Origin of the sequence: Amycolatopsis albispora (assembly GCF_003312875.1) — a bacterium.
Classification (GTDB): domain Bacteria; phylum Actinomycetota; class Actinomycetes; order Mycobacteriales; family Pseudonocardiaceae; genus Amycolatopsis; species Amycolatopsis albispora.
Genome location: NZ_CP015163.1, coordinates 4,388,883 through 4,406,537, shown reverse-complemented (window position 1 = coordinate 4,406,537; position 17,655 = coordinate 4,388,883). Strand labels below are relative to the sequence as shown.

At 70.4% G+C, this 17,655-nt stretch carries 22 protein-coding genes; 10 read left to right on the top strand and 12 right to left on the bottom strand.

What is annotated here, in order from left to right; translation table 11 throughout:
* The first annotated feature begins 4 nt into the window (after positions 1-4).
* Both A4R43_RS20615 and A4R43_RS20610 read left to right on the top strand, forming a co-directional pair.
* On the top strand, positions 5-982 hold the full coding sequence (locus A4R43_RS20615; protein WP_113693829.1) for a class I SAM-dependent methyltransferase: 978 nt from the start codon (positions 5-7) through the stop codon (positions 980-982).
* Positions 983-2,161 carry a class I SAM-dependent methyltransferase gene (locus tag A4R43_RS20610; RefSeq protein WP_113693828.1) on the top strand — a complete coding sequence of 393 codons (1,179 nt, stop codon included), beginning with the start codon at positions 983-985 and terminating at the stop codon, positions 2,159-2,161.
* Here the strand turns inward: A4R43_RS20610 and A4R43_RS20605 are convergent.
* Together A4R43_RS20605 and A4R43_RS20600 are read right to left on the bottom strand one after the other, a co-directional pair.
* Positions 2,145-2,801 (bottom strand): response regulator, encoded by a 657-nt coding sequence (locus tag A4R43_RS20605; protein WP_113693827.1) that lies wholly within the window; start codon positions 2,799-2,801, stop codon positions 2,145-2,147. The genes A4R43_RS20610 and A4R43_RS20605 overlap by 17 nt on opposite strands.
* Positions 2,798-3,886: a sensor histidine kinase gene (locus A4R43_RS20600; protein ID WP_236809157.1), complete on the bottom strand. Its 1,089-nt coding sequence runs from the start codon at positions 3,884-3,886 to the stop codon at positions 2,798-2,800. The genes A4R43_RS20605 and A4R43_RS20600 overlap by 4 nt, the downstream gene beginning before the upstream one ends.
* Before the next feature lie 108 nt (positions 3,887-3,994).
* On the opposite strand from A4R43_RS20600, the gene A4R43_RS20595 reads away from it, so the two are divergent.
* On the top strand, positions 3,995-4,567 hold the full coding sequence (locus A4R43_RS20595) for a copper resistance CopC family protein (RefSeq protein WP_113693826.1): 573 nt from the start codon (positions 3,995-3,997) through the stop codon (positions 4,565-4,567).
* Here the strand turns inward: A4R43_RS20595 and A4R43_RS20590 are convergent, their stop codons facing one another.
* The 4 genes from A4R43_RS20590 to A4R43_RS20575 all read right to left on the bottom strand — a co-directional run bounded on the left by A4R43_RS20590 (position 4,568) and on the right by A4R43_RS20575 (position 7,840).
* Entirely contained in the window at positions 4,568-5,344 is a 777-nt protein-coding gene (locus tag A4R43_RS20590; RefSeq protein WP_113693825.1) for an ABC transporter permease, read from the bottom strand.
* Positions 5,341-6,321 carry an ATP-binding cassette domain-containing protein gene (locus tag A4R43_RS20585; protein ID WP_236809154.1) on the bottom strand — a complete coding sequence of 327 codons (981 nt, stop codon included), beginning with the start codon at positions 6,319-6,321 and terminating at the stop codon, positions 5,341-5,343. Before A4R43_RS20585 ends, A4R43_RS20590 begins: the two co-directional genes overlap by 4 nt.
* Positions 6,322-6,475: 154 nt before the next feature.
* A complete protein-coding gene (locus A4R43_RS20580) occupies positions 6,476-7,159 on the bottom strand; it encodes a PadR family transcriptional regulator (protein ID WP_113693824.1) in 684 nt (227 codons plus the stop codon).
* A 63-nt stretch (positions 7,160-7,222) separates the two neighbouring features.
* The gene (locus A4R43_RS20575; protein WP_113693823.1) at positions 7,223-7,840 is read right to left on the bottom strand and encodes a poly-gamma-glutamate hydrolase family protein; all 618 of its coding nucleotides are present in this window, start codon (positions 7,838-7,840) and stop codon (positions 7,223-7,225) included.
* Between the two features lie 98 nt (positions 7,841-7,938).
* Here A4R43_RS20575 and A4R43_RS20570 point away from each other — a divergent pair, with 98 nt between their 5' ends.
* From A4R43_RS20570 to A4R43_RS20560, 3 genes are all read left to right on the top strand, one after another.
* A complete protein-coding gene (locus A4R43_RS20570; protein ID WP_113693822.1) occupies positions 7,939-8,229 on the top strand; it encodes a hypothetical protein in 291 nt (96 codons plus the stop codon).
* Positions 8,230-8,322: 93 nt separating this feature from the next.
* Positions 8,323-9,141 (top strand): MerR family transcriptional regulator, encoded by an 819-nt coding sequence (locus A4R43_RS20565; RefSeq protein ID WP_113693821.1) that lies wholly within the window; start codon positions 8,323-8,325, stop codon positions 9,139-9,141.
* An 89-nt stretch (positions 9,142-9,230) separates the two neighbouring features.
* Positions 9,231-9,626, top strand: a complete 396-nt coding sequence (locus A4R43_RS20560) for a VOC family protein (protein WP_113693820.1) — start codon at positions 9,231-9,233, stop codon at positions 9,624-9,626.
* On the opposite strand, the gene A4R43_RS20555 is transcribed toward A4R43_RS20560, so the two are convergent.
* Entirely contained in the window at positions 9,610-10,869 is a 1,260-nt protein-coding gene (locus A4R43_RS20555; RefSeq protein WP_113697761.1) for an FAD-binding oxidoreductase, read from the bottom strand. The genes A4R43_RS20560 and A4R43_RS20555 overlap by 17 nt on opposite strands.
* Before the next feature lie 182 nt (positions 10,870-11,051).
* Here A4R43_RS20555 and A4R43_RS20550 point away from each other — a divergent pair, with 182 nt between their 5' ends.
* Positions 11,052-11,771, top strand: coding sequence for an SRPBCC family protein (locus A4R43_RS20550; RefSeq protein WP_113693819.1), 720 nt, complete (start codon positions 11,052-11,054; stop codon positions 11,769-11,771).
* Here the strand turns inward: A4R43_RS20550 and A4R43_RS20545 are convergent.
* Positions 11,762-12,637, bottom strand: a complete 876-nt coding sequence (locus tag A4R43_RS20545; RefSeq protein ID WP_113693818.1) for an alpha/beta fold hydrolase — start codon at positions 12,635-12,637, stop codon at positions 11,762-11,764. The genes A4R43_RS20550 and A4R43_RS20545 overlap by 10 nt on opposite strands.
* Positions 12,638-12,762: 125 nt before the next feature.
* Here A4R43_RS20545 and A4R43_RS20540 point away from each other — a divergent pair, with 125 nt between their 5' ends.
* Complete coding sequence (locus tag A4R43_RS20540) at positions 12,763-13,515, top strand: helix-turn-helix domain-containing protein (protein WP_236809152.1); 753 nt, start codon at positions 12,763-12,765, stop codon at positions 13,513-13,515.
* Entirely contained in the window at positions 13,509-14,447 is a 939-nt protein-coding gene (pip, locus tag A4R43_RS20535) for a prolyl aminopeptidase (protein WP_113693817.1), read from the top strand. The genes A4R43_RS20540 and pip overlap by 7 nt, the downstream gene beginning before the upstream one ends.
* Before the next feature lie 20 nt (positions 14,448-14,467).
* Here the strand turns inward: pip and A4R43_RS20530 are convergent, their stop codons facing one another.
* Together A4R43_RS20530 and A4R43_RS20525 are read right to left on the bottom strand one after the other, a co-directional pair.
* Positions 14,468-15,262, bottom strand: a complete 795-nt coding sequence (locus A4R43_RS20530) for an ArsR/SmtB family transcription factor (RefSeq protein WP_113697760.1) — start codon at positions 15,260-15,262, stop codon at positions 14,468-14,470.
* Between the two features lie 64 nt (positions 15,263-15,326).
* Positions 15,327-15,884, bottom strand: a complete 558-nt coding sequence (locus A4R43_RS20525; RefSeq protein ID WP_113693816.1) for a TetR/AcrR family transcriptional regulator — start codon at positions 15,882-15,884, stop codon at positions 15,327-15,329.
* Positions 15,885-15,934: 50 nt separating this feature from the next.
* Here A4R43_RS20525 and A4R43_RS20520 point away from each other — a divergent pair, with 50 nt between their 5' ends.
* Positions 15,935-16,795 (top strand): alpha/beta fold hydrolase, encoded by an 861-nt coding sequence (locus A4R43_RS20520; RefSeq protein ID WP_113693815.1) that lies wholly within the window; start codon positions 15,935-15,937, stop codon positions 16,793-16,795.
* Here the strand turns inward: A4R43_RS20520 and A4R43_RS20515 are convergent.
* Together A4R43_RS20515 and A4R43_RS20510 are read right to left on the bottom strand one after the other, a co-directional pair.
* Complete coding sequence (locus A4R43_RS20515; RefSeq protein ID WP_113693814.1) at positions 16,746-17,204, bottom strand: MarR family winged helix-turn-helix transcriptional regulator; 459 nt, start codon at positions 17,202-17,204, stop codon at positions 16,746-16,748. The two genes, A4R43_RS20520 and A4R43_RS20515, sit on opposite strands and share 50 nt — an antisense overlap.
* A gap of 28 nt (positions 17,205-17,232) precedes the next feature.
* Positions 17,233-17,610, bottom strand: coding sequence for a MerR family transcriptional regulator (locus tag A4R43_RS20510; RefSeq protein WP_113697759.1), 378 nt, complete (start codon positions 17,608-17,610; stop codon positions 17,233-17,235).
* Positions 17,611-17,655 lie beyond the last annotated feature (45 nt).

Genomic DNA, 17,655 nt, shown 5'->3' with positions numbered 1-17,655 from the left:
GCGCATGACCGAGGTGAACGACCCGGCGCCGCACCCGCACGCCACCGAGGAAGAGGTCAAGGCCGCGTTCGGCGACCCGAAGCTGGCCAACGTGCTCTACCACGACTGGGAAGCCGGGACCTACGACGAGAAGTGGTCCATCTCCTACGACGAGCGCTGCATCAGCTACGCCACCGACGTGTTCCGCGCGGTCGCCGGTGAGGAGGACACGCCGTACCCGACGGCGATGGAGCTGGGCAGCGGCACCGGCTTCTTCCTGCTGAACCTGATGCAGGGCGGGGTGATCAAGAAGGGCTCGGTCACCGACCTCTCACCGGGCATGGTGCAGGTCGCGCTGCGCAACGCGGAGAACCTGGGCCTGGACGTGGACGGGCGGGTGGCCGACGCCGAGCGCATCCCGTACCCGGACAACACCTTCGACCTGGTGGTGGGGCACGCGGTGCTGCACCACATCCCGGACGTGCCCGCCGCCTTCCGCGAGGTGCTGCGCGTGCTCAAGCCGGGCGGGCGGTTCGTCTTCGCCGGGGAGCCGACCAAGATCGGCAACTTCTACGCGCGGCGGCTCGGCCAGCTCACCTGGTGGCTGACCACCAACGTGACCAAGCTGCCCGCGCTCTCGGCGTGGCGGCGGCCGCAGGAGGAACTGGACGAGTCCTCGCGGGCGGCGGCCCTGGAGGCCGTGGTGGACCTGCACACCTTCGACCCGTCGGAACTCGAGGGCATGGCGCTGGGCGCGGGCGCGGTGGACGTGCGCGCGGTGACCGAGGAGTTCGCCGCGGCGCTCGCGGGCTGGCCGATCCGGACCTTCGAAGCGGCGGTGCCGCAGGAGAAGCTGACCGTGCGGTGGCGGCTGTTCGCCTACCACCTGTGGCTGCGGCTGTCCGCTTTGGACAAGAAGCTGCTGGCGAAGGTGCTGCCGCGTGAGCTGTTCTACAACGTGATGATCACCGGCACCAAGCCGCCTGCCGCGACCGGGCTGTAGTTGGCCTATTCCTTCACCGTCGACGACGTCGCCTTCCTGCGCTCCGGCGCCGGGGAGGCGGCGTTGTCCGCTTGCGCGGAACTGCCGCTGACCGACCGCACCCGGATCGCGGACGTGGCCACCGCCAAGCGCGTGGTCGGCGAGCACTACGCGGCCGTGCTGGAAACCGTGCTGCTGCGGCGGAAGGCCGTGACCAAAGTGGACGGTGCGGACCGGTGGCTGTTCACCGCGGACGCGCTCCAGCAGGCGAGCGCGTCGGCGGTGGCCCGGCACCGGGCGAAGCGCCTCGAAGGCCGGGAAGTCCACGACGTCACCTGCTCGATCGGCGCGGACCTGGTCGAACTGGCCAAGATGGCGAGCGCGTGCACCGGTTCGGACCTCGACGAGGTGCGGCTGGAAATGGCGCGGCACAACTGCGCCCAGGCCGGGATCGAGGCCGAGCTGTTCCAGGCGGACGCGTTGCGGCCGAGGGACGGGAACGCCGTGGTCGTGGCGGACCCGGCCCGCCGGGATTCGTCGGGACGCCGCACCTGGAAACCCGAGGACTTCGCGCCACCGCTGGACGAACTGGCCGCCGTGTACCGCGGCCGGGACCTGGTGGTGAAGTGCGCGCCGGGCCTGCCGCCCGAGGTGGCGCCGTGGGCGGACGAGATCGAGCTGGTCTCGCTCGACGGGCAGGTGCGCGAAGCCTGCCTGTGGGCGGGTGACGCGGCGACGGTGTCCCGCCGGGCCAGCGTGCTGCGGTCGGACGGTACACAGTGGACGATCACCGACGCCGAACCGGACGAGGTGCCGGTGGCGCCGGCAGGGGAGTGGATCGTCGATCCGGACGGTGCGGTGGTGCGGGCCGGGCTGGTCCGCCACTACGGCGCGCGGCACGGCCTCTGGCAGCTCGACGCGCGGATCGCCTACCTCACCGGGGACCACCCGCCGCCCGGCGTGCGTGCCTTCCGCGTGCTCGAACACGGGCCGTACCAGGAGAAAAGCCTGCGGGCGATGCTGCGGCGGCACGAGATCGGCAGGCTGGAGATCCTGGTGCGCGGACTCGACGTGGATCCGGATGCGTTGCGGCGCCGGATGAAGCTCAACGGCACCAGCGAAGCGAGCGTGGTGCTCACCAGGATCGGGCGGTCGCCGTTCGCCTTCCTCTGCCGCGCCGAGGTCATCGCGCCGGAGTGACCAGCCCGCTTTCGTAGGCGGCGATCACCAGCTGCGCCCGGTCGCGGGCGTGCAGCTTGGCCAGCAGGTGGCCGATGTGGGTTTTCACCGTCGCCTGGCTGACGCGCAGGTGCTCGCCGAGTTCGGTGTTGGACAGCCCGCGCGCGACCAGCGTCAGCACCTCGCGTTCGCGCGTGGTGAGCAGGTCGAGTTCGCGGGATGGGCGCTGTGCCGAGCCGCCCTGCCGGGTGAACTCCTCGATCAGCCGCCGGGTGATGGCCGGGGCGAGCAGGCTGTCGCCCGCCGCGACCACACCGATCGCGGACAGCAGGTCCGCCGGTGGGGTGTCCTTGAGCAGGAACCCGCTCGCGCCCGCGCGCAACGCGGCGAACACGTATTCGTCCAGGTCGAAGGTGGTCAGCATGAGCACGCGCACCCCGCTGGTCTCCTGGCTGATCCGGCGCGTGGCCTCGATGCCGTCGACTTCCGGCATGCGCACGTCCATCAGCACCACGTCCGGCTGCTCGCGCCTGGCCAGTTCGACGGCTTCGGCCCCATTCCCGGCTTCGGCGACCACCTGGTAGTCCGGCGCGCTGTTCACCAGCACGCGGAAACTGCCGCGCAGCAGGGCCTGGTCGTCGGCCACCAGCACACGGATCACGGGTTCACCTCACGAGGCAGGCGGGCGTGCACGCGGAAACCGCCGGGGGGTGCCGCGCCCGCTTCGAAGGCACCGCCGTACATCATCACGCGTTCACGCATGCCGAGCAGACCGTGCCCGCCCGAACCGGCGCCGGGGCCGCGGCCGTCGTCGGTCACCTCGATCCGGACGTTGTGCTCGTCCACCGAAATCACCACCTCGCAGTGCTTCGCGGCGGCGTGCTTGACCACGTTGGTCAGCGATTCCTGGACGATCCGGTGCACGGACAGGCTCAGGCTCTCCGGCAGCTCTGCGTGGTCCACGCTCAGCTTGACGTCGATCCCGGCTTCGCGCGCGTGCTCGGCGAGCTTGCCGAGACCGTCGATTCCGGGCGCCGGCGCCAGTTCCGCGCCGTCCGGGCTGCGCAGCACCCCGAGCAGGCGGCGCAGTTCGGTGAGCGTGCCGCGGCTGGTCTCCTCGATGATCCGCAGCGCGTCGCGCGCTTCGCCGGGGTCCTGCTCGGCGACGTGGTTGGCGACCGAAGCCTTCACCGCGATCAGGCTCATGCTGTGCGCGACCACGTCGTGCAGTTCGCGGGCGATGCGCAGGCGTTCGCCGGTGAGCGCTTCCTCGGCGCGCCGGGCTTCCCGCCGTGCCTCGCGGGCTCGCACGACCCGCACGGCTCGTCCAGCGGCCCAGGCCGCGCACAGGAACACCCACAGCATGACCGTGGCTTCGACCGGGGCGCCGAAGAGCGAGTCGGGCGAGGCGACGAGCAGCACCGTCGCCGTGCCGATCAGCGTGGTCACCAGCGCGGGGATCGCCCGTGCCGCCGGGACCAGCAGGCCGACCGCGTACAGCACGAACGACACCGGCAGCAGCGGTTCCCTGGTCAGGTCGAGCAGGAGCGCGGCGAACGAGCCCAGCGCGACCACCGCCAGCACGGGCAGCGGCCACCACCGGCGGACCGCGAGCGGCGGGCCGATGGCCGCGACCACCAGCGCCACCACCCAGAACGGCTCGCCGCCGTCCTGGAAACCGAAGTAGGCCGCGGTGACCAGTGCGGCCGCGACCGCGTCGGCGAGCAGGAGGTGGAGTTTCGGCACGGGTCGAACCTAGCCCGGGAGCCCGCCGGAAACCTCGAACCGGCGGTTGTCATACCCAGGGCTGAGGGAGAATGGGCGGATGCCGACGACCTCGAGGAGAAACCCGAGATGAAGCGCACCGCCGTGTCGCTGTTGCTGACCGCCTTCGCCCTGCTGGCCACCGCCGGTGCGGCGGGCGCGCACACCAAGCTCGAGTCCAGCGACCCGGCGCAGGGCGCCACGCTGGACGCCGCCCCCAGCCAGCTCACGCTGCGGTTCAGCGAGCTGGTGAAGGTCGAGACCAGCAAGGTCACCGTGACCGGGCCGAACGCGTCGCAGTGGCAGGTCGGCACGCTCGCCGCCAAGGGCCCGGTGCTGACCGTGCCGGTCACGCCGGTCGGCCCGGCGGGGGAGTACGCGGTGAACTACGAGGTCACCAGCGCCGACGGGCACACGGTCAACGGCACCACCCGCTTCACCCTGACCAAGGAGGCCGCGCCGGCGGCGGGCGCGGCTCCTTCGTCCGCGCCCGCCGTGCCGAACACGCCGACGTCGGCACCGCCGGAGACGACCAGTCAGGGCGTCGGCGTGCTGGCCGTCGAGGACAACAGCCCGCCGGTGTGGATCTGGTTTGCCGGAGCGGCCGTGCTGCTGGTCATCGTGGTCGGCGTGGCCCTCGCCGTGGTGCGCAAGCGCGGCTGATCAGGAGGAACGCTGGTACACCCGGAACGCCCGGGTGGCCAGCCAGCCCATCAGCACCGCCAGCGCCAGCAGCAGCCCGCCGTGGCCGAGGACCCGGGCCCAGTCCGGGGCCGCGGTGAGCGCTTCGCGCCCGGCCACGGCGGCCCAGTCCACCGGGTTGTACTCGGCGACCGTGCCGACCCAGCCCGGCAGCAGCGACGGCGCCATCATCACCGACGACAGGAAAGCCAGCGGCAGCGCCAGGAACTGCGAGATGCCGATCAGCGCCTCCTGCTGGCGCACCAGCAACGCGATCGCGTCGGACAACGCGCCGAAGACGATCGACAGCAGCACCGCGGCGCCCAGCACCACCAGCACGCCGAGGATTCCGCCGTCGTAGCGCGCCCCGGCGAGCAGGCCGACGCCGAACACGATCAGCGACTGGATCACCGTGACCACCGACTGGTGCGCCAGCGAACCCGCGATCAGCGCGCCCCGGCTGGCGGGTGAGGTGAGGTAGCGGTCCATCACACCGCGCTCCATGTCGTCGATGAACGACGTGCCGGCCCAGCCGGCCGACATCATCGCGGTCATCACGATCACGCCCGGCGTCAGGTAGGTCAGGTAGTCGCCAGTGCCGAAGCCCGGCAACTCGGCCACACGACGGAACAGCTCGCCGAACAGCAGCAGCCACACCATCGGCTGGACCAGGTTGAACAGCAGGTAGGCCGGTTGCCGCGAGAGCCGCCGCAGCGCGTGCGCGGTGAGCCTGCCGGTGTGCGAGGCGAAGGTGGTCATCGGGCACCTCCCGCCACGGTGTCGGCGGTGCCGAAGTCACGACCGGCGTGCCGCAGGTACACCTCGTCCAGCGACGGGCGCGCGGTGCCGATCGACACCGGCTCGACGCCGGCGCTGCCGAGCGCGGCGAGCACCCGCGGCAGCGCGGTGGCCCCGGCGCTGACCCGGGCGCGCAGCGTGAGCCCGTCCACGCTGATCTCACCCGCCACTGGTTCCAGCGCCCGGCGGGCCGCGCCCAGATCCTCCACAGTGGACAGCTCGGCGTGCACGCTGTCGCCGTTCAGCTCGTTCTTGAGTTCCTCCGGGCTGCCGGTGGCCACCACCTGGCCGCGGTCGACGATCACCAGCCGCGCGGCCAGCTGGTCGGCTTCCTCCAGGTAGTGGGTGGTCAGCAGCACGGTAAGGCCGTCCTCACCGGACAACCGGGTGATCTCCGCCCACATCTCGGCCCTGGCCTCCGGGTCGAGGCCGGTGGTCGGCTCGTCCAGGAACAGCACGCTGGGCCGGGCGACGAGGCCGAGTGCGACGTCCAGCTTGCGCTGCATGCCGCCGGACCACTTGCCGGCCGGTCGGTCGGCGGCGTCGGTGAGCCCGAACCGGTCGAGCAGTTCCTTCGCCCGGCTCCGCGCCGACGCGGCGGGCAGCCCGTGCAGATGGCCCTGCAGCAGCAGGTTCTCACGGCCGGTGCTGACCGGGTCGAAGGCCGGTTTCTGCGAGACGCTGCCGATCACGCGGCGCACCCGGCCGGGGTGGCGGCGGACGTCGATCCCGGCGACGGTGGCCTGCCCGGCGTCGGGCGCGGCCAGCGTGGTGAGGATCCTGACGGTGGTGGACTTGCCGGCGCCGTTCGGGCCGAGCAGGCCGAACACGATGCCGGCCGGCACGGTGAAGCCGAGCCCGGCCAGCGCGGGCACGGCCTTGGCGCCCTTGCCGTAGGTCTTGACCAGACCCGAGGCTTCGATGGCGTGGTTGGGCACGATGGTGCTCCTTCTCTGGTGAGGAGCCACCCGCCGCGGTGCACTACCCTGGCGTTCGCAGGCGCGCTTCGAGTTGCTGTCCGCGGACGGGGACTCGGGTGTGTCGGATGGCTCCCGGCCGCGGTGTTGCCGCACCCCGGCCGGGGCCATCACCTCAGTTCTCTTCCGGTTGGTTGAGCCAGGTCACCGCCTCCGGGAACTCGGTGGTGAGGTCTTCTTCGAACTGCTCCGGCGTCGCTCCCGACGCCCGCAGCTCGTGCATGCGCGCCCAGACGCGCAGGCCGTCGAACTCGCCGGACTTCAACTCCCGCAACAGGTTCCTGGTGAACTCGATCTCGGTTTCCAGCAGGGCGCGCCGGAATTCGTCCTCGACCATGAACAGCCGGGGAAGGTGCTTGCGCGCGGTTTCCGCGGCGGCGTCGTGCTCCCGCTTCCGCTGCACCTGGCTGCGCAGGCGTGCTTCGAGCAGGGGCACCACCTCGTCGGGTGGCAGCGTGGGCATCAGCGACAGGGCGGCCTCGAACTGGGCGAACTCCTTGACCGGATTGGCCAGCAGGTCGCTGAGCCAGTCGTGCATCTCGGCCACCCCGGCCGGGGTGATCTCGTAGACCGTGCGCTCGGGCCGCCTGCCCTCCCGCACGGTCTCCCTCGACGCGATCAGCTCACGCTTGTGCAGCGAGTCGACCACGGAGTACAGCGAGCCGTAGTTGAGCTTGATGCTGTCTTCCTTGTGCCGCTCACGCAGCGTGCCGGAGATCTCGTAGGGGTGCATCGGGCGCTCGTTGAGCAGCGTCAGCACCGCCAGCGCCAGCGGATTCGCCCTGCCCCGCGCGGCCATCGCCCGCCTCCGTGTCCGGGTTCAAATACTCGACTCAGAGTACCCGGTGAAGAATACCCGCTGTCAAGCGTCCGGCCAGACGCGGTGCAGTGCCGTCGCCACACCGTCGACAAAGGATTCGAACAGCGGGGTGCCGTCACGCATCGCGTCGCGGAGGGCGAGCGGGAGTTCCAGTTGCACGCCCATGCCGGAGCGGGTCCGGTTGACGATGTTGCGTGGCGACCGCCCGGCGAGCGCCGGGTGCTCGGCCGCGTCGAGGGTCTCGATGCCGCGCGCGCCGAGTTCCTCGTGCACGATTCCGCCGAATTCGGTGTCCAGGCCGCCGATCAGCACGCCTTCGCGGGGCAGCGTGATGCAGCCGTGCAGGCTCAGCGCGCGGTCGGTGCCCGCGCACAGGGCCAGCGCCACCGGGTCGTCGCACCGGCTGGAGGTCACGTGCAGGCGCCGCTCGTCACGCAGTCCTTCGAACAGCCAGTAGTCGCATGTGGACACTCGGGCGACGGCGAGGCACAGCTCCGAGGTGCCCGGCTCGATCCGGCCGCCGTGCGGGGCCAGCACCACAGGCGTGCCACCGGAATGCCGGAACCACCTGGCGTAGTCGAGATGCTCGGTCAGCGCGGGATCCGCGTACAGCTCGGTGTTCGACAGGTACCGGTCCGTAGCCGCGCGCAACCCCGTCATGCCCGCAAGATACGGCCATTCGGCGGGAAAGCGGTGGTCGAACGGCGCAATCGGCCGTCCCCGGCGTTTCCGCACCGGTTCCCGGGGAACTCCTGGGCATGTCCAGATTGCGAGTATCCGGCGGCCGGTCGACGGCCGCGCGAGTTATCACCGGCGTCGGGGCAGTGATCGCGCTCATCGAGGTCATCTACATCCTGATGATCCTGCTGGGCGCCAACGCGGCCAACGCGTTCGTCGAATTCATGCGCGCCATCGCCGAACCGCTGGCGCTGTTCTTCCCCGGCCTGTTCCAGTTGGAGAACTACCAGGTCGGCGTGCTGATCAACTACGGGCTCGCGGCGGTCTTCTGGCTCGTGCTGACCGGGCTGATCGCACGCATCGTCCGCTGACGCGGACCGAGGCGGGCCACCTCCCGGTGTTCGTTCGTCGGGGGCGCGCAGCGGGAGGTGGCGCCCGCCGGGCCGGCGTGTGAAGCTGCCCTGGTGTTCGCCATCGGGGAATTCGCCAGGCTCGGCCGGGTTTCGGTGCGCATGCTCCGGCACTACGACAACATCGGCCTGCTGCGGCCCGGTCACGTGGACGAGGCCAGCGGCTACCGCTACTACGACGCGGCCCAGTTGCGTGACCTCAACCGCGTGGTTGCCTTGAAGGACTTGGGTTTCACGCTCGAACAGGTCCGCGAGATCATCGGCGAGAAGCTCAATCCCGAGGAACTGCGCGGCATGCTGCGACTGCGGCGCGCGCAGCTCGAAGCGCAGATCTCCGCCGACACCGACCGGCTCGACCGCGTCGAGGCGCGGCTGCGCACCATCGAGCGCGAAGGCCACATGAACACCGAGGACGTGCTCCTCAAGCCGGTCGCCGCGCTGCGGGTCGCCGAGCTTTCCGGGGTGGCGGCCAGTTTCGCCCCCGACGACATCGGACCCGTGGTGCAGCCGCTGTTCGGTGAGCTGTGCCGTCGCCTCGACGATGCGGGCCTCCGGATCGTCGCGCCCACGATCGCGTACTACGAATCGGTGGCCGACGAGCGGGTGCGGGTGCACGCCGCGGCACCGGTGGCGCTGGAAAGCGGCCGCCAACACGACTTCGACGTGGTGGACCTGCCCGCGCTCGACGCCGCCGCGACGGTGCTGCACCAGGGCTCGATGGACGAGGTCGACCGCACCATCCAGACGCTGGCGTACTGGATCGAGGAACACGGCTACACCTCGGTCGGCTACCCGCGTGAGGTCTATCTCGACTACTGCAACGAGGAACCGGACCGCGGGGTGACCGAGCTGCAGGTGCTCGTCCGGCGGTGACCCAGCCGACAGGATGACGTGTCTTGACAAAACAAGTTGTCGGTGGAACCGTGGCCGTCGTCGGATACGCACGGTGAACGGAGTTTGTGATGAAGGCCCAGCTGGTGAGCATCATGGTCAACGACCAGGACCGGGCGGAGCGGTTCTACACGGACAAACTGGGCTTCCAGGTCAAGCACAACATCGACGTGGGCGGTGCGCGCTGGCTGACCGTGGTCCCCCCGGACGAGCCCGACGGCGTGGAAATCCTGCTGGAGCCGGCGGGCTACGAGTTCGCGCGCACCTACCAGGCCGAGCTCTACAAAACGAACATGCCGTTCACCATGCTGTTCTCCGAGGACATCCACAAGGAGTACGCGCAGCTGGTCGAGCGCGGTGTGGAGTTCCGAGGTGAGCCCGCCGAAACCATGGGCGGCATCAGCGCGGTCTTCGACGACACCTGCGGCAACCTGCTCATGCTGATGCAGGTCACCGAGCCCGCCTGAGTTCGGCCAGCCGCCGTTCGACCTCGGGGGAGTGGAACGCGCGCGAGGTCGATCGCTCTCCGTAGGCGAAGTTCAGCGCGCGGCCCAGGGTCCACGGTTCGACCTCGGCGAACACCCGCTCCTGGGCCGCGTGCGCGTCTTCACCCGGCCCGGACAGCGCCATGAGCTGGTACCGCGCCTCGCGGTGGCTGACGGCGTTCGGCACGGCGGGCGGCCGGGACAGCGCGCCGCCGAGGTGCCGCACCTCGGTCACCAGGCCGATCGGCGCGTCCGGTCCGGCCAGTTCGACGATCCGATCCGAGATGCCCGGCGGGAGATCGCTCAGCAGCGCGGTGTCGCCGTAGTAGCCGTGCGGGGTGTCCGGCTCGCTGAAGATCGTGCGTGCCGCGTCGGCGTAGGGGATCTCGGCGAACCGCTCCATCAGGCGCGGGCCGAGTTCACGCAACGGCGCGACCAGGCGTTCGCCTTCGTCCGGCGCGCCGCAGTACGCCACTCGCAGATGCGCGATGTGCTTGCCGCGCAACGGTTCCGGCACGCCGGGAACGTCCGGCATCGGCACCATGCCGAGTGAGGAGGTCAGCTCCTCGGGCACGGTGTCCGTCCACTCGCGAAAACCACGCAGGACCTCGGACAGCAGTTCGGGGCCGAAGTACATGCCGCCGCCGTAGATCGTGGCGACCGGGAACAACGCGATCTCGATGCCGGTGACCACGCCGAAACCGTTGCGCCCGCCGCGAAGCGCCCAGAACAGATCGGGCTCGCTTTCGGCGGTCACGTCGATGAGTTCACCGTCGTAGGTGACCAGTTCGACCCGCCGCACGTGGTCGGCGGCGAACCCGTGGCGCCGGGCGAGCAGGCCGACGCCGCCGCCGAGCGCGTACGACACCGCACCCACGCCGGGGCCGCTGCCGGACAGTGGCGCGAGCCCGTGCGCGCCGGTCTCCGCGAGCACGTCCTGCCACCGCGCGCCCGCTTCGATCCAGGCGGTCCTGGTGACCGGATCGACCCGCACCCCGCGCCGGCGGCGGGTGCTGATCAGCATCCCGGTGGCGGGTGTGGTGAAGCCGTGCCCGGTCGCCTGCACCGAAACGGGCAGGCCCTGCTCGCGGGCGTGACGCACCGCGGCACGCACGTCGTCCGCGTTCTCCACGGCGGCGATCACCTTCGCCTCGTGCCGGAAGGCGGTCTGGAAACCGGCTGCCTCGTCCTCGAAGCCGGGGTCGCCGGGGTGCAGGTAGGTCATCTTCACTCCTCTTCCTTCGCTCACCTCCCACCCTGTGCCGGGAACAGCAAGAAGTCCAACGGCTAGTTCTGCTGGAAATCAGAAGTAACAGTCATGATGCCGACAATTCAATCTGTCTTGACAAGAAAAGTTGTCGGTGAGACTCTTGCTCTACCAGCGAAAACGAGCCAAGGAGCAAGCAGATGAACCGCGAGTTCGAGGTCCGCAGCGAGCGCGAGATCAAGGGCACCCCGGAGCAGGTTTTTGCCGCCATCACCACCGGGACGGCGGGCTGGCTGTGGCCGATCGAGTGCGAGCCCCGGCTCGGCGGTGCGATCGACATCGCGCCCGGCGCGAAGATCACCGCCTGGGAGCCCGGCAGCCGCTTCGCCAACCGTGCGGAGAAGGGCGACTGGTTCAACGAACTGGACAACGTGATCGAGCCGCGCCCGGGCGGGAAGTCGTTCGTCCGGTACACGCACCGCGGCGCGTTTCCCGAGGAGGACTGGCAGAACCTGTACGACGGCTGCCTGCACCACACCGACCTGTACCAGGCCACGATGGCCGCCTACGTCGAGCACTTCGACGGGAAGGCCGCCGAATACCTGACCGTGGACGCGCCCGCGGCAACCGCCACCGACGCCGGTGCCTTCGACCGGCTCGTCCGCGAACTGGGGCTGACGGACGCGACGCTCGGTGACCGGGTTTCGGTCGAGATCCCCGGAGTGGGGCGTCTTGACGGCGAGCTCGACTACCGCTCGCCGTACTTCCTCGGCATTCGCACCGGCGACGCCTTCTACCGGTTCTTCGGCCGCAACACCTGGGGTGACCCGGTGGCCGTCGCCGCGCACCACTTCGGTGCCGTGGACACCGAGGCGGAGGCGAAGGCCTGGGAATCCTGGCTGGCCGGCGTCTACGCCTGAGGCAACCGGGCGGCGATGAAGTGGAGCAGCCGATCGGCCGCCCGGCGGCAGTCGGCGGGGCTGAAGTAGTGGCCGAGTTCGGGCCAAGCCTCCACTTCGGACTGGGGCAGCCAGGCGCGTGCCCGTTCGGCGGCCAGCGCGGAATCGTGCACGACGCTGCGGCCCGAGAGGACCACCAGCGTCGGCACGTCCATCGCGCGAAGGTCGGCTTCGGACGGGCAGGTCTGGAACAGGATCGCGGGCCGGTAGGCGCCGGTCGCGGCCCTGGCGAGGCGGACGGCGGGGTCGCCGGAGATGTCGGTGCCCGCGGCCCAGCGGAAGAACCGCCGCCACATCCAGTCGAACGGGAACAGCTTGAGCAGCACGCCGTACCGCAGGGCGCCGAAGGAGAAGTTCGCGGTGACCGTGGTCGGGTCGAGCAGGGTCACCGTGGCCAGGCGCTCGCGGTACCGCGTCGCGTAGTTGACCGCGTGCCAGCCGCCGGAGGACGCGCCGACCAGGTGCACACCGGTGAGCCGCATCGCTTCGAGCACTTCGTCGAGACAGCGGGCGCGATCGGCGTGCTCGGTCATCGGCCCGGTCTGCACGCTGTGCCCGCCCTCACCGAGGATGTCAATGGTGTACACGGTGTGCCCGGCCGAAAGCGGCGCCCAGAACGGGGCCCACATCGGCGCGCCGGCCAGCAGGCCGTGCAGCAGCACGATGGGCGGCCCGTCATTGCCGTGCCGGTAGACGCGGGTGGTGCCGAACGAGGTTTCGACGTCGTGCACGGCCGCCGGTGGCGGGCCTTCGGCCATCGCCGACCGGTAGGCCGCGAAATACGCGGTTCGTCTGCTTTCACTGGTGAAGTCGCCGGTTTTCCCCATGTCCGGAACGGTAGGAGCCCGGTAAACCGATCGTCTTGGACGAATGGAAGGCCGTAGGCTCGGGGCATGGGGAGCTGGGCGCTGGTGGTGCCTGCCGCGGAGGTCGATGGCTCGACGGCGGTCACGTGTTCGCGTCACCGCACCCCCGGCTCGCCGCGCACGTGCTCAGCTACACCGCGCAGGACTACCGCCAGCACGAACGCCGGGTGTGGCGGACCACCCCGCTCGGTGTGCTCACGCTGTCGGTCGACTTCGAATCGCCGGTGCGCCGCCTGGAATCCGGCGTGGTGCTGCCCGCGTCCGCGGTGATCGGACTGCGTGACCGGCCGATGGTGGCCGAGGAACTGCCGGGCCGGTCACGCGGGATCTCCGTCGGGCTGACGCCGCTCGGCGCATACGCGTTGTTCGGCTTGCCACTGCGGGAAATCGCGAATTCCGTGGTGAGCGTCACGGACCTGCTCGGCGCGCGGGGCAGGCGGTTGACCGAAGAACTCGCCGAAGCCCGCGGGTGGGCGGCGCGGTTCCGGCTGCTCGACGAGCGGCTCGGCGCGTGGCTCGGCGCCGGGCTCGACGCTCCGGTTCTCGGGGCGTGGCAACGCTTGCAGCACACCGGTGGCCGGGTGCGGATCGACCGGCTCGCCGGTGAAATCGGCTGGACGCGCCAGCACCTGAACCGCCGGTTCCGCGAGCAGATCGGCCTCGGGCTGAAAACCGCGGGCAGGATCGCGAGGCTGAGCCGGGCCGCCGTGCTGATGACCGGCCCGCGCCCGCTCGCCGAAATCGCGGCGGTCACCGGATACGCCGACCAGGCTCACCTGAACCGGGATTTTCGCGCGCTGACCGGCTGTACCCCCACGGAATATCGGAGGAAATGGTGACTGGGCTCTATCCGGAGATCGAACCGTACCGCCACGGAATGCTCGACGTCGGCGACGGCAATTCCCTGTACTGGGAGGAATGCGGCAACCCCGACGGCAAGCCGGCGGTGGTGTTCCACGGCGGTCCCGGTTCGGGCTGCACGCCGGGCGCCCGCCGGTTGTTCGACCCCCAGCGGTACCGGGTGGTGTTGTTCGACCAGCGCAACTGCGGCCGCAGCACCCCGCACGCGAGTGAGCCCGATGTCGATTTGTCCGCCAACACCACCGATCACCTGATCGCCGACATCGAACTGCTGCGCACCACGCTCGGCATCGAGCGGTGGCTGGTTTCGGGGGCGTCGTGGGGATCGGTGCTGGCGCTCGCCTACGCCGAACGCCATCCGGACCGCGTTTCCGAAATGCTGCACTCCGGGGTGGCCACCGGGCGGCCGCGTGAAACCGACCTGATCACCCGGAACCTCGGCGCGATGTTCCCGGCCGCGTACGCCCGTTTCCGCGAACTCGTGCCGGAGGGCGAGATCGCGGCCGGTTACCACCGGCTGCTCTTCGACGACGACCCCGAAGTCCGTGCCCGCGCCGCTCGTGCCTGGTGTGACTGGGAAACCGCGATCATCCCGACCGCGCCGGAACCGAGCCCGCGTTACGAGAGCCCGGAATTCCGGCTGGCCTTCGCGCGGATCGTCACGCACTACTTCAGCAACGGCAGCTGGCTGGAGGACGGCCAGCTGCTGCGGGACGCCGGGAAGCTGGCCGGCATTCCCGGTGTGATCGTGCAGGGCGTGCTCGATCTGTCCAATTTGGTCGGTACGCCGTGGGAACTGGCCCACGCGTGGCCCGGCGCGGAACTGGTGCTGGTGGACGAAACCGGCCACAACAACTCACCGGGCCTCGACGCGGCGCGGGTGGCCGCACTGGACCGGTTCGCCGGCTGAACGCGGTGAAGCAGCCGCGGTCAGTCTTCCGGGTCTGGCAGCGGTTCTCCGGTCTCCATCAGGGTTTTCAGGCTCGCCAGGATGTGCGGCCAGCCACCGCCGACCGCCTCCAGCACCGCGCTGCCCGGCTCGAACCCGTCGTGGCGCACGGTCAGCTTCACCAGCTCACCCGCCGGTTCCAGGTCGAAGGTCACCTTCGACCGCGGCTCGGCGGCGGCCCGCTCGACGAACTCGGGCTCGATGCCCATGATCTCGGCGAAGTCCGGGGTGAAGGTGTGCCAGGTGTAGGCCAGCCGCCGGTAGGGCTCCGACTCCAGCACCACCTGCTCCGGATCGGCTGACTTCCAGCCGTTCTGCTCCCACGACACGGTCGCGCCCTCGGTCCACTCCGATTCGAGCACCGCGCCCCAGTAGCGGATGGTGAAGGCCGGGTCGGTCAGCGCCTGCCAGAGCCGCTCCGGGGTGGTCCTGATGTAGGTGGTGTAGAGGAATTCGGGCTTGCTCATCGGCTCGCTCTCCAATGCGGTCTTCAGATCGGCGAGCGCGCGCACGCGCTCGCGGTGGTACTGGCTGATCCAGCGCTCGGCCACGGCGTTGATCGGCTCGGCGTTGACGTAGTGCAACTTCTCGCGGCCGCGCCAGGTGGTGGCGACCAGGTTCGCCGCCTCGAGCACGGCCAGGTGCTTGCTGACCGACTGCCGCGCCATGTCCAGCCCCGCGCACAGCTCGCGAAGGGTCTGGCCGTTGCGCTCGTTGAGCCGGTCCAGCAACCGGCGCCGGCTGGGGTCGGCCAGCGCCCGGAACACCTCGTCCATCACCCTCACCTCGAACATGCAGCCGTTCGGCTGCCTATAGGTTAGGCAGCCAGACGGCTGCATGTCAACGGAAGAGCGCGGCCAGGCGGTGGTCGATCTGGGCGATGGCCTCGTCCTGGGTGTAGGTGCCGATCAGCAGGCCCAGCGCCAGTCCGGTGACCATCGCCAGCAGCGCGTCCACCTCGGTCAGGGCGTGGGGGTGGTCCACGGTCGGTGCGAGCTGCTCGGCCAGTTCGCGCGGGATTCGGTTCAGCAGGGCGGCCATCGCGGGGTCGGTGATCGCGTGGGCCAGGTAGGCGTGGTGCACCGCGGTCAGCAACCGGCTGCGGTCGTCCACCGGCAGCAGGCCGACCAATGCCGCCCGCAGCACGGCACGCGGTCCCGAGGCGGCCTCGATCTCGGCCTTCAAGCGAGCCGAAGCCGCCTCGATCAAGTGCTGCAGGCCGCAGGTGAGCAACTCGTCCTTGGTCGGGAAGTAGTACTGCACCAGGTTCATCGAGATGCCCACCTCGGCCGCGACCCGGCGCAGGGTGACCCCGGCCAGCCCGTCGGCCCTGGCGATTTCCCAGAGCGCGCCGGTGATCTCCCGGCGCCGCAGCTGATGATCCACCCGTTTCGGCACAAGACGGTATGGTAGTGCAAGCGCACGATAAAAAAACCCGGGGGTAGGCGATGATCAGCGGTTTTCCCGATGAGCGGAGCAGGCAGCGGTACCTGGCGGTCTACGACTCGTTGCTGGACTGGCCCCAGCCCGCCGAGGAACTGACCATCGAGACGACCTACGGTTCAACGAACGTGCGGCGCAGCGGCAGTCGTACCGGAGTTCCGCTGGTGCTGCTCCACGGCGTCACGGCGACTTCGCTGTCGTTCCAGGCGCACGCCGCCGCACTGGGCGAACGCCATCCGGTCTACGCGGTCGATTCGCTGGGGGAGCCGGGCCGCAGCGTGCAGACCGCGCCCCTGCCCGACGCGGAGTCCATTGCGGACTGGCTGGACCAGGTGCTCGCCGCGCTGGGCTGCGAACGCGTGCACCTGGCCGGGGTTTCGCGCGGCGGCTGGCTGGCGCTGAACCAGGCGATCCGCCGCCCGCGTCGGCTTTCCGGGGTGACCGCGGTGGATCCCGGCGGCCTGGCGGACATCGGGTTCAAGCAGCACCTGTGGCTGCTCACGGGATTCGGGCTGATGCTGATGCCCGCGGCCGTGCGGCGGCGCTTCGCGAAGACGAGCTTCAGCGCCTTTCTCGACGACACCATCCGCCGGATCACGCTGGCGCAGTTGCCGCACCGCACCCGGGCGTTCATGTTCGACACGCTGACCGACGAGCAGTGGCGGTCCCTGGACGTGCCGGTGGACCTGGTGCTCGGCGGCCGCAGCGTGCTCTACGACGCGGAGCGGCAGGCGCGGCGGATCGCGCCGCTGTCCTCGAAGGTGCGCGTCGAAGTGGTGCCCGGGGTCGCGCACGGCATCGAGCTGATGGACCTGGTCACCGATCGGGCGCCGCGCTCGGCGAGTGGTGCGCCAGAAGCCGGGTGAGCAGCCCGGTCAGCTGCTCGCGTTCCGCCGGTGACAGCGGTTCGAGCAGCTGGTCCTGCACCCCGGCGACCAGCCTGTCCAGCTTCTTCAGCTGACGGCGACCGGCCGCGGTGATCGTGATGACGTTGCGCCGCCGGTCGGCGGGGTCCGGGGCGCGGTCGAGCAGCCCGCGCTCGGCGAGTTCGTTCAGCACCGCCACCACGTCGCTGAAGTGGATGCCGGTCCGGCGGCCGAGTTCGGCCTGGCTCGCCGGGCCGGTTTCGTCGAGCGTGGCCAGCAGGCGGTAGTGGTGGCCGCGGGCGTCCGCGGTGGCCAGCTCGTCGGCGATCAGCCGGTGGGCGTGCTGTGCGGTCTGGGTGAGCAGCCAGCTGGGCAGGCCGGCCAGCCGGGCGGGGGCGCTCGTCTCCATGACCGCGCAGTCTAACTCATTGGTCACCCTAATGATTGACCGAGCAGCGTTGCGCGCGCACGGTTTCCAGGTAGCCGGAAATGGCGTCGCGGTTGTGCCGCAAGGTGTCGATGCGGCGGGTCAGCCGATCGCGTTCGGCCTCCAGCGCGGCGAGCATTTCCGGGGTGGCGTCGGGGAAGTGGATGGCACGCGGCCGGTTCAGGCAGGGCAGGATCCGCTTGATCATCCGCGTCGGCAGCCCGGCGTCGAGCAGGCCGCGGATCTGGTGCACGCGGTCCACATTGGACTCGTGGTAGTCGCGGTAGCCGTTCGGCAGCCGCTCGGCCGCGATGAGCCCCTGTTCCTCGTAGTACCGCAGCAGACGGCGGGGCGTGCCGGTCCGCGCGGAGAGTGCGCCGATGCGCATGTGTGCCACCTCACTGGGTTCCTGGTTGACCTTCACACCGGTGTG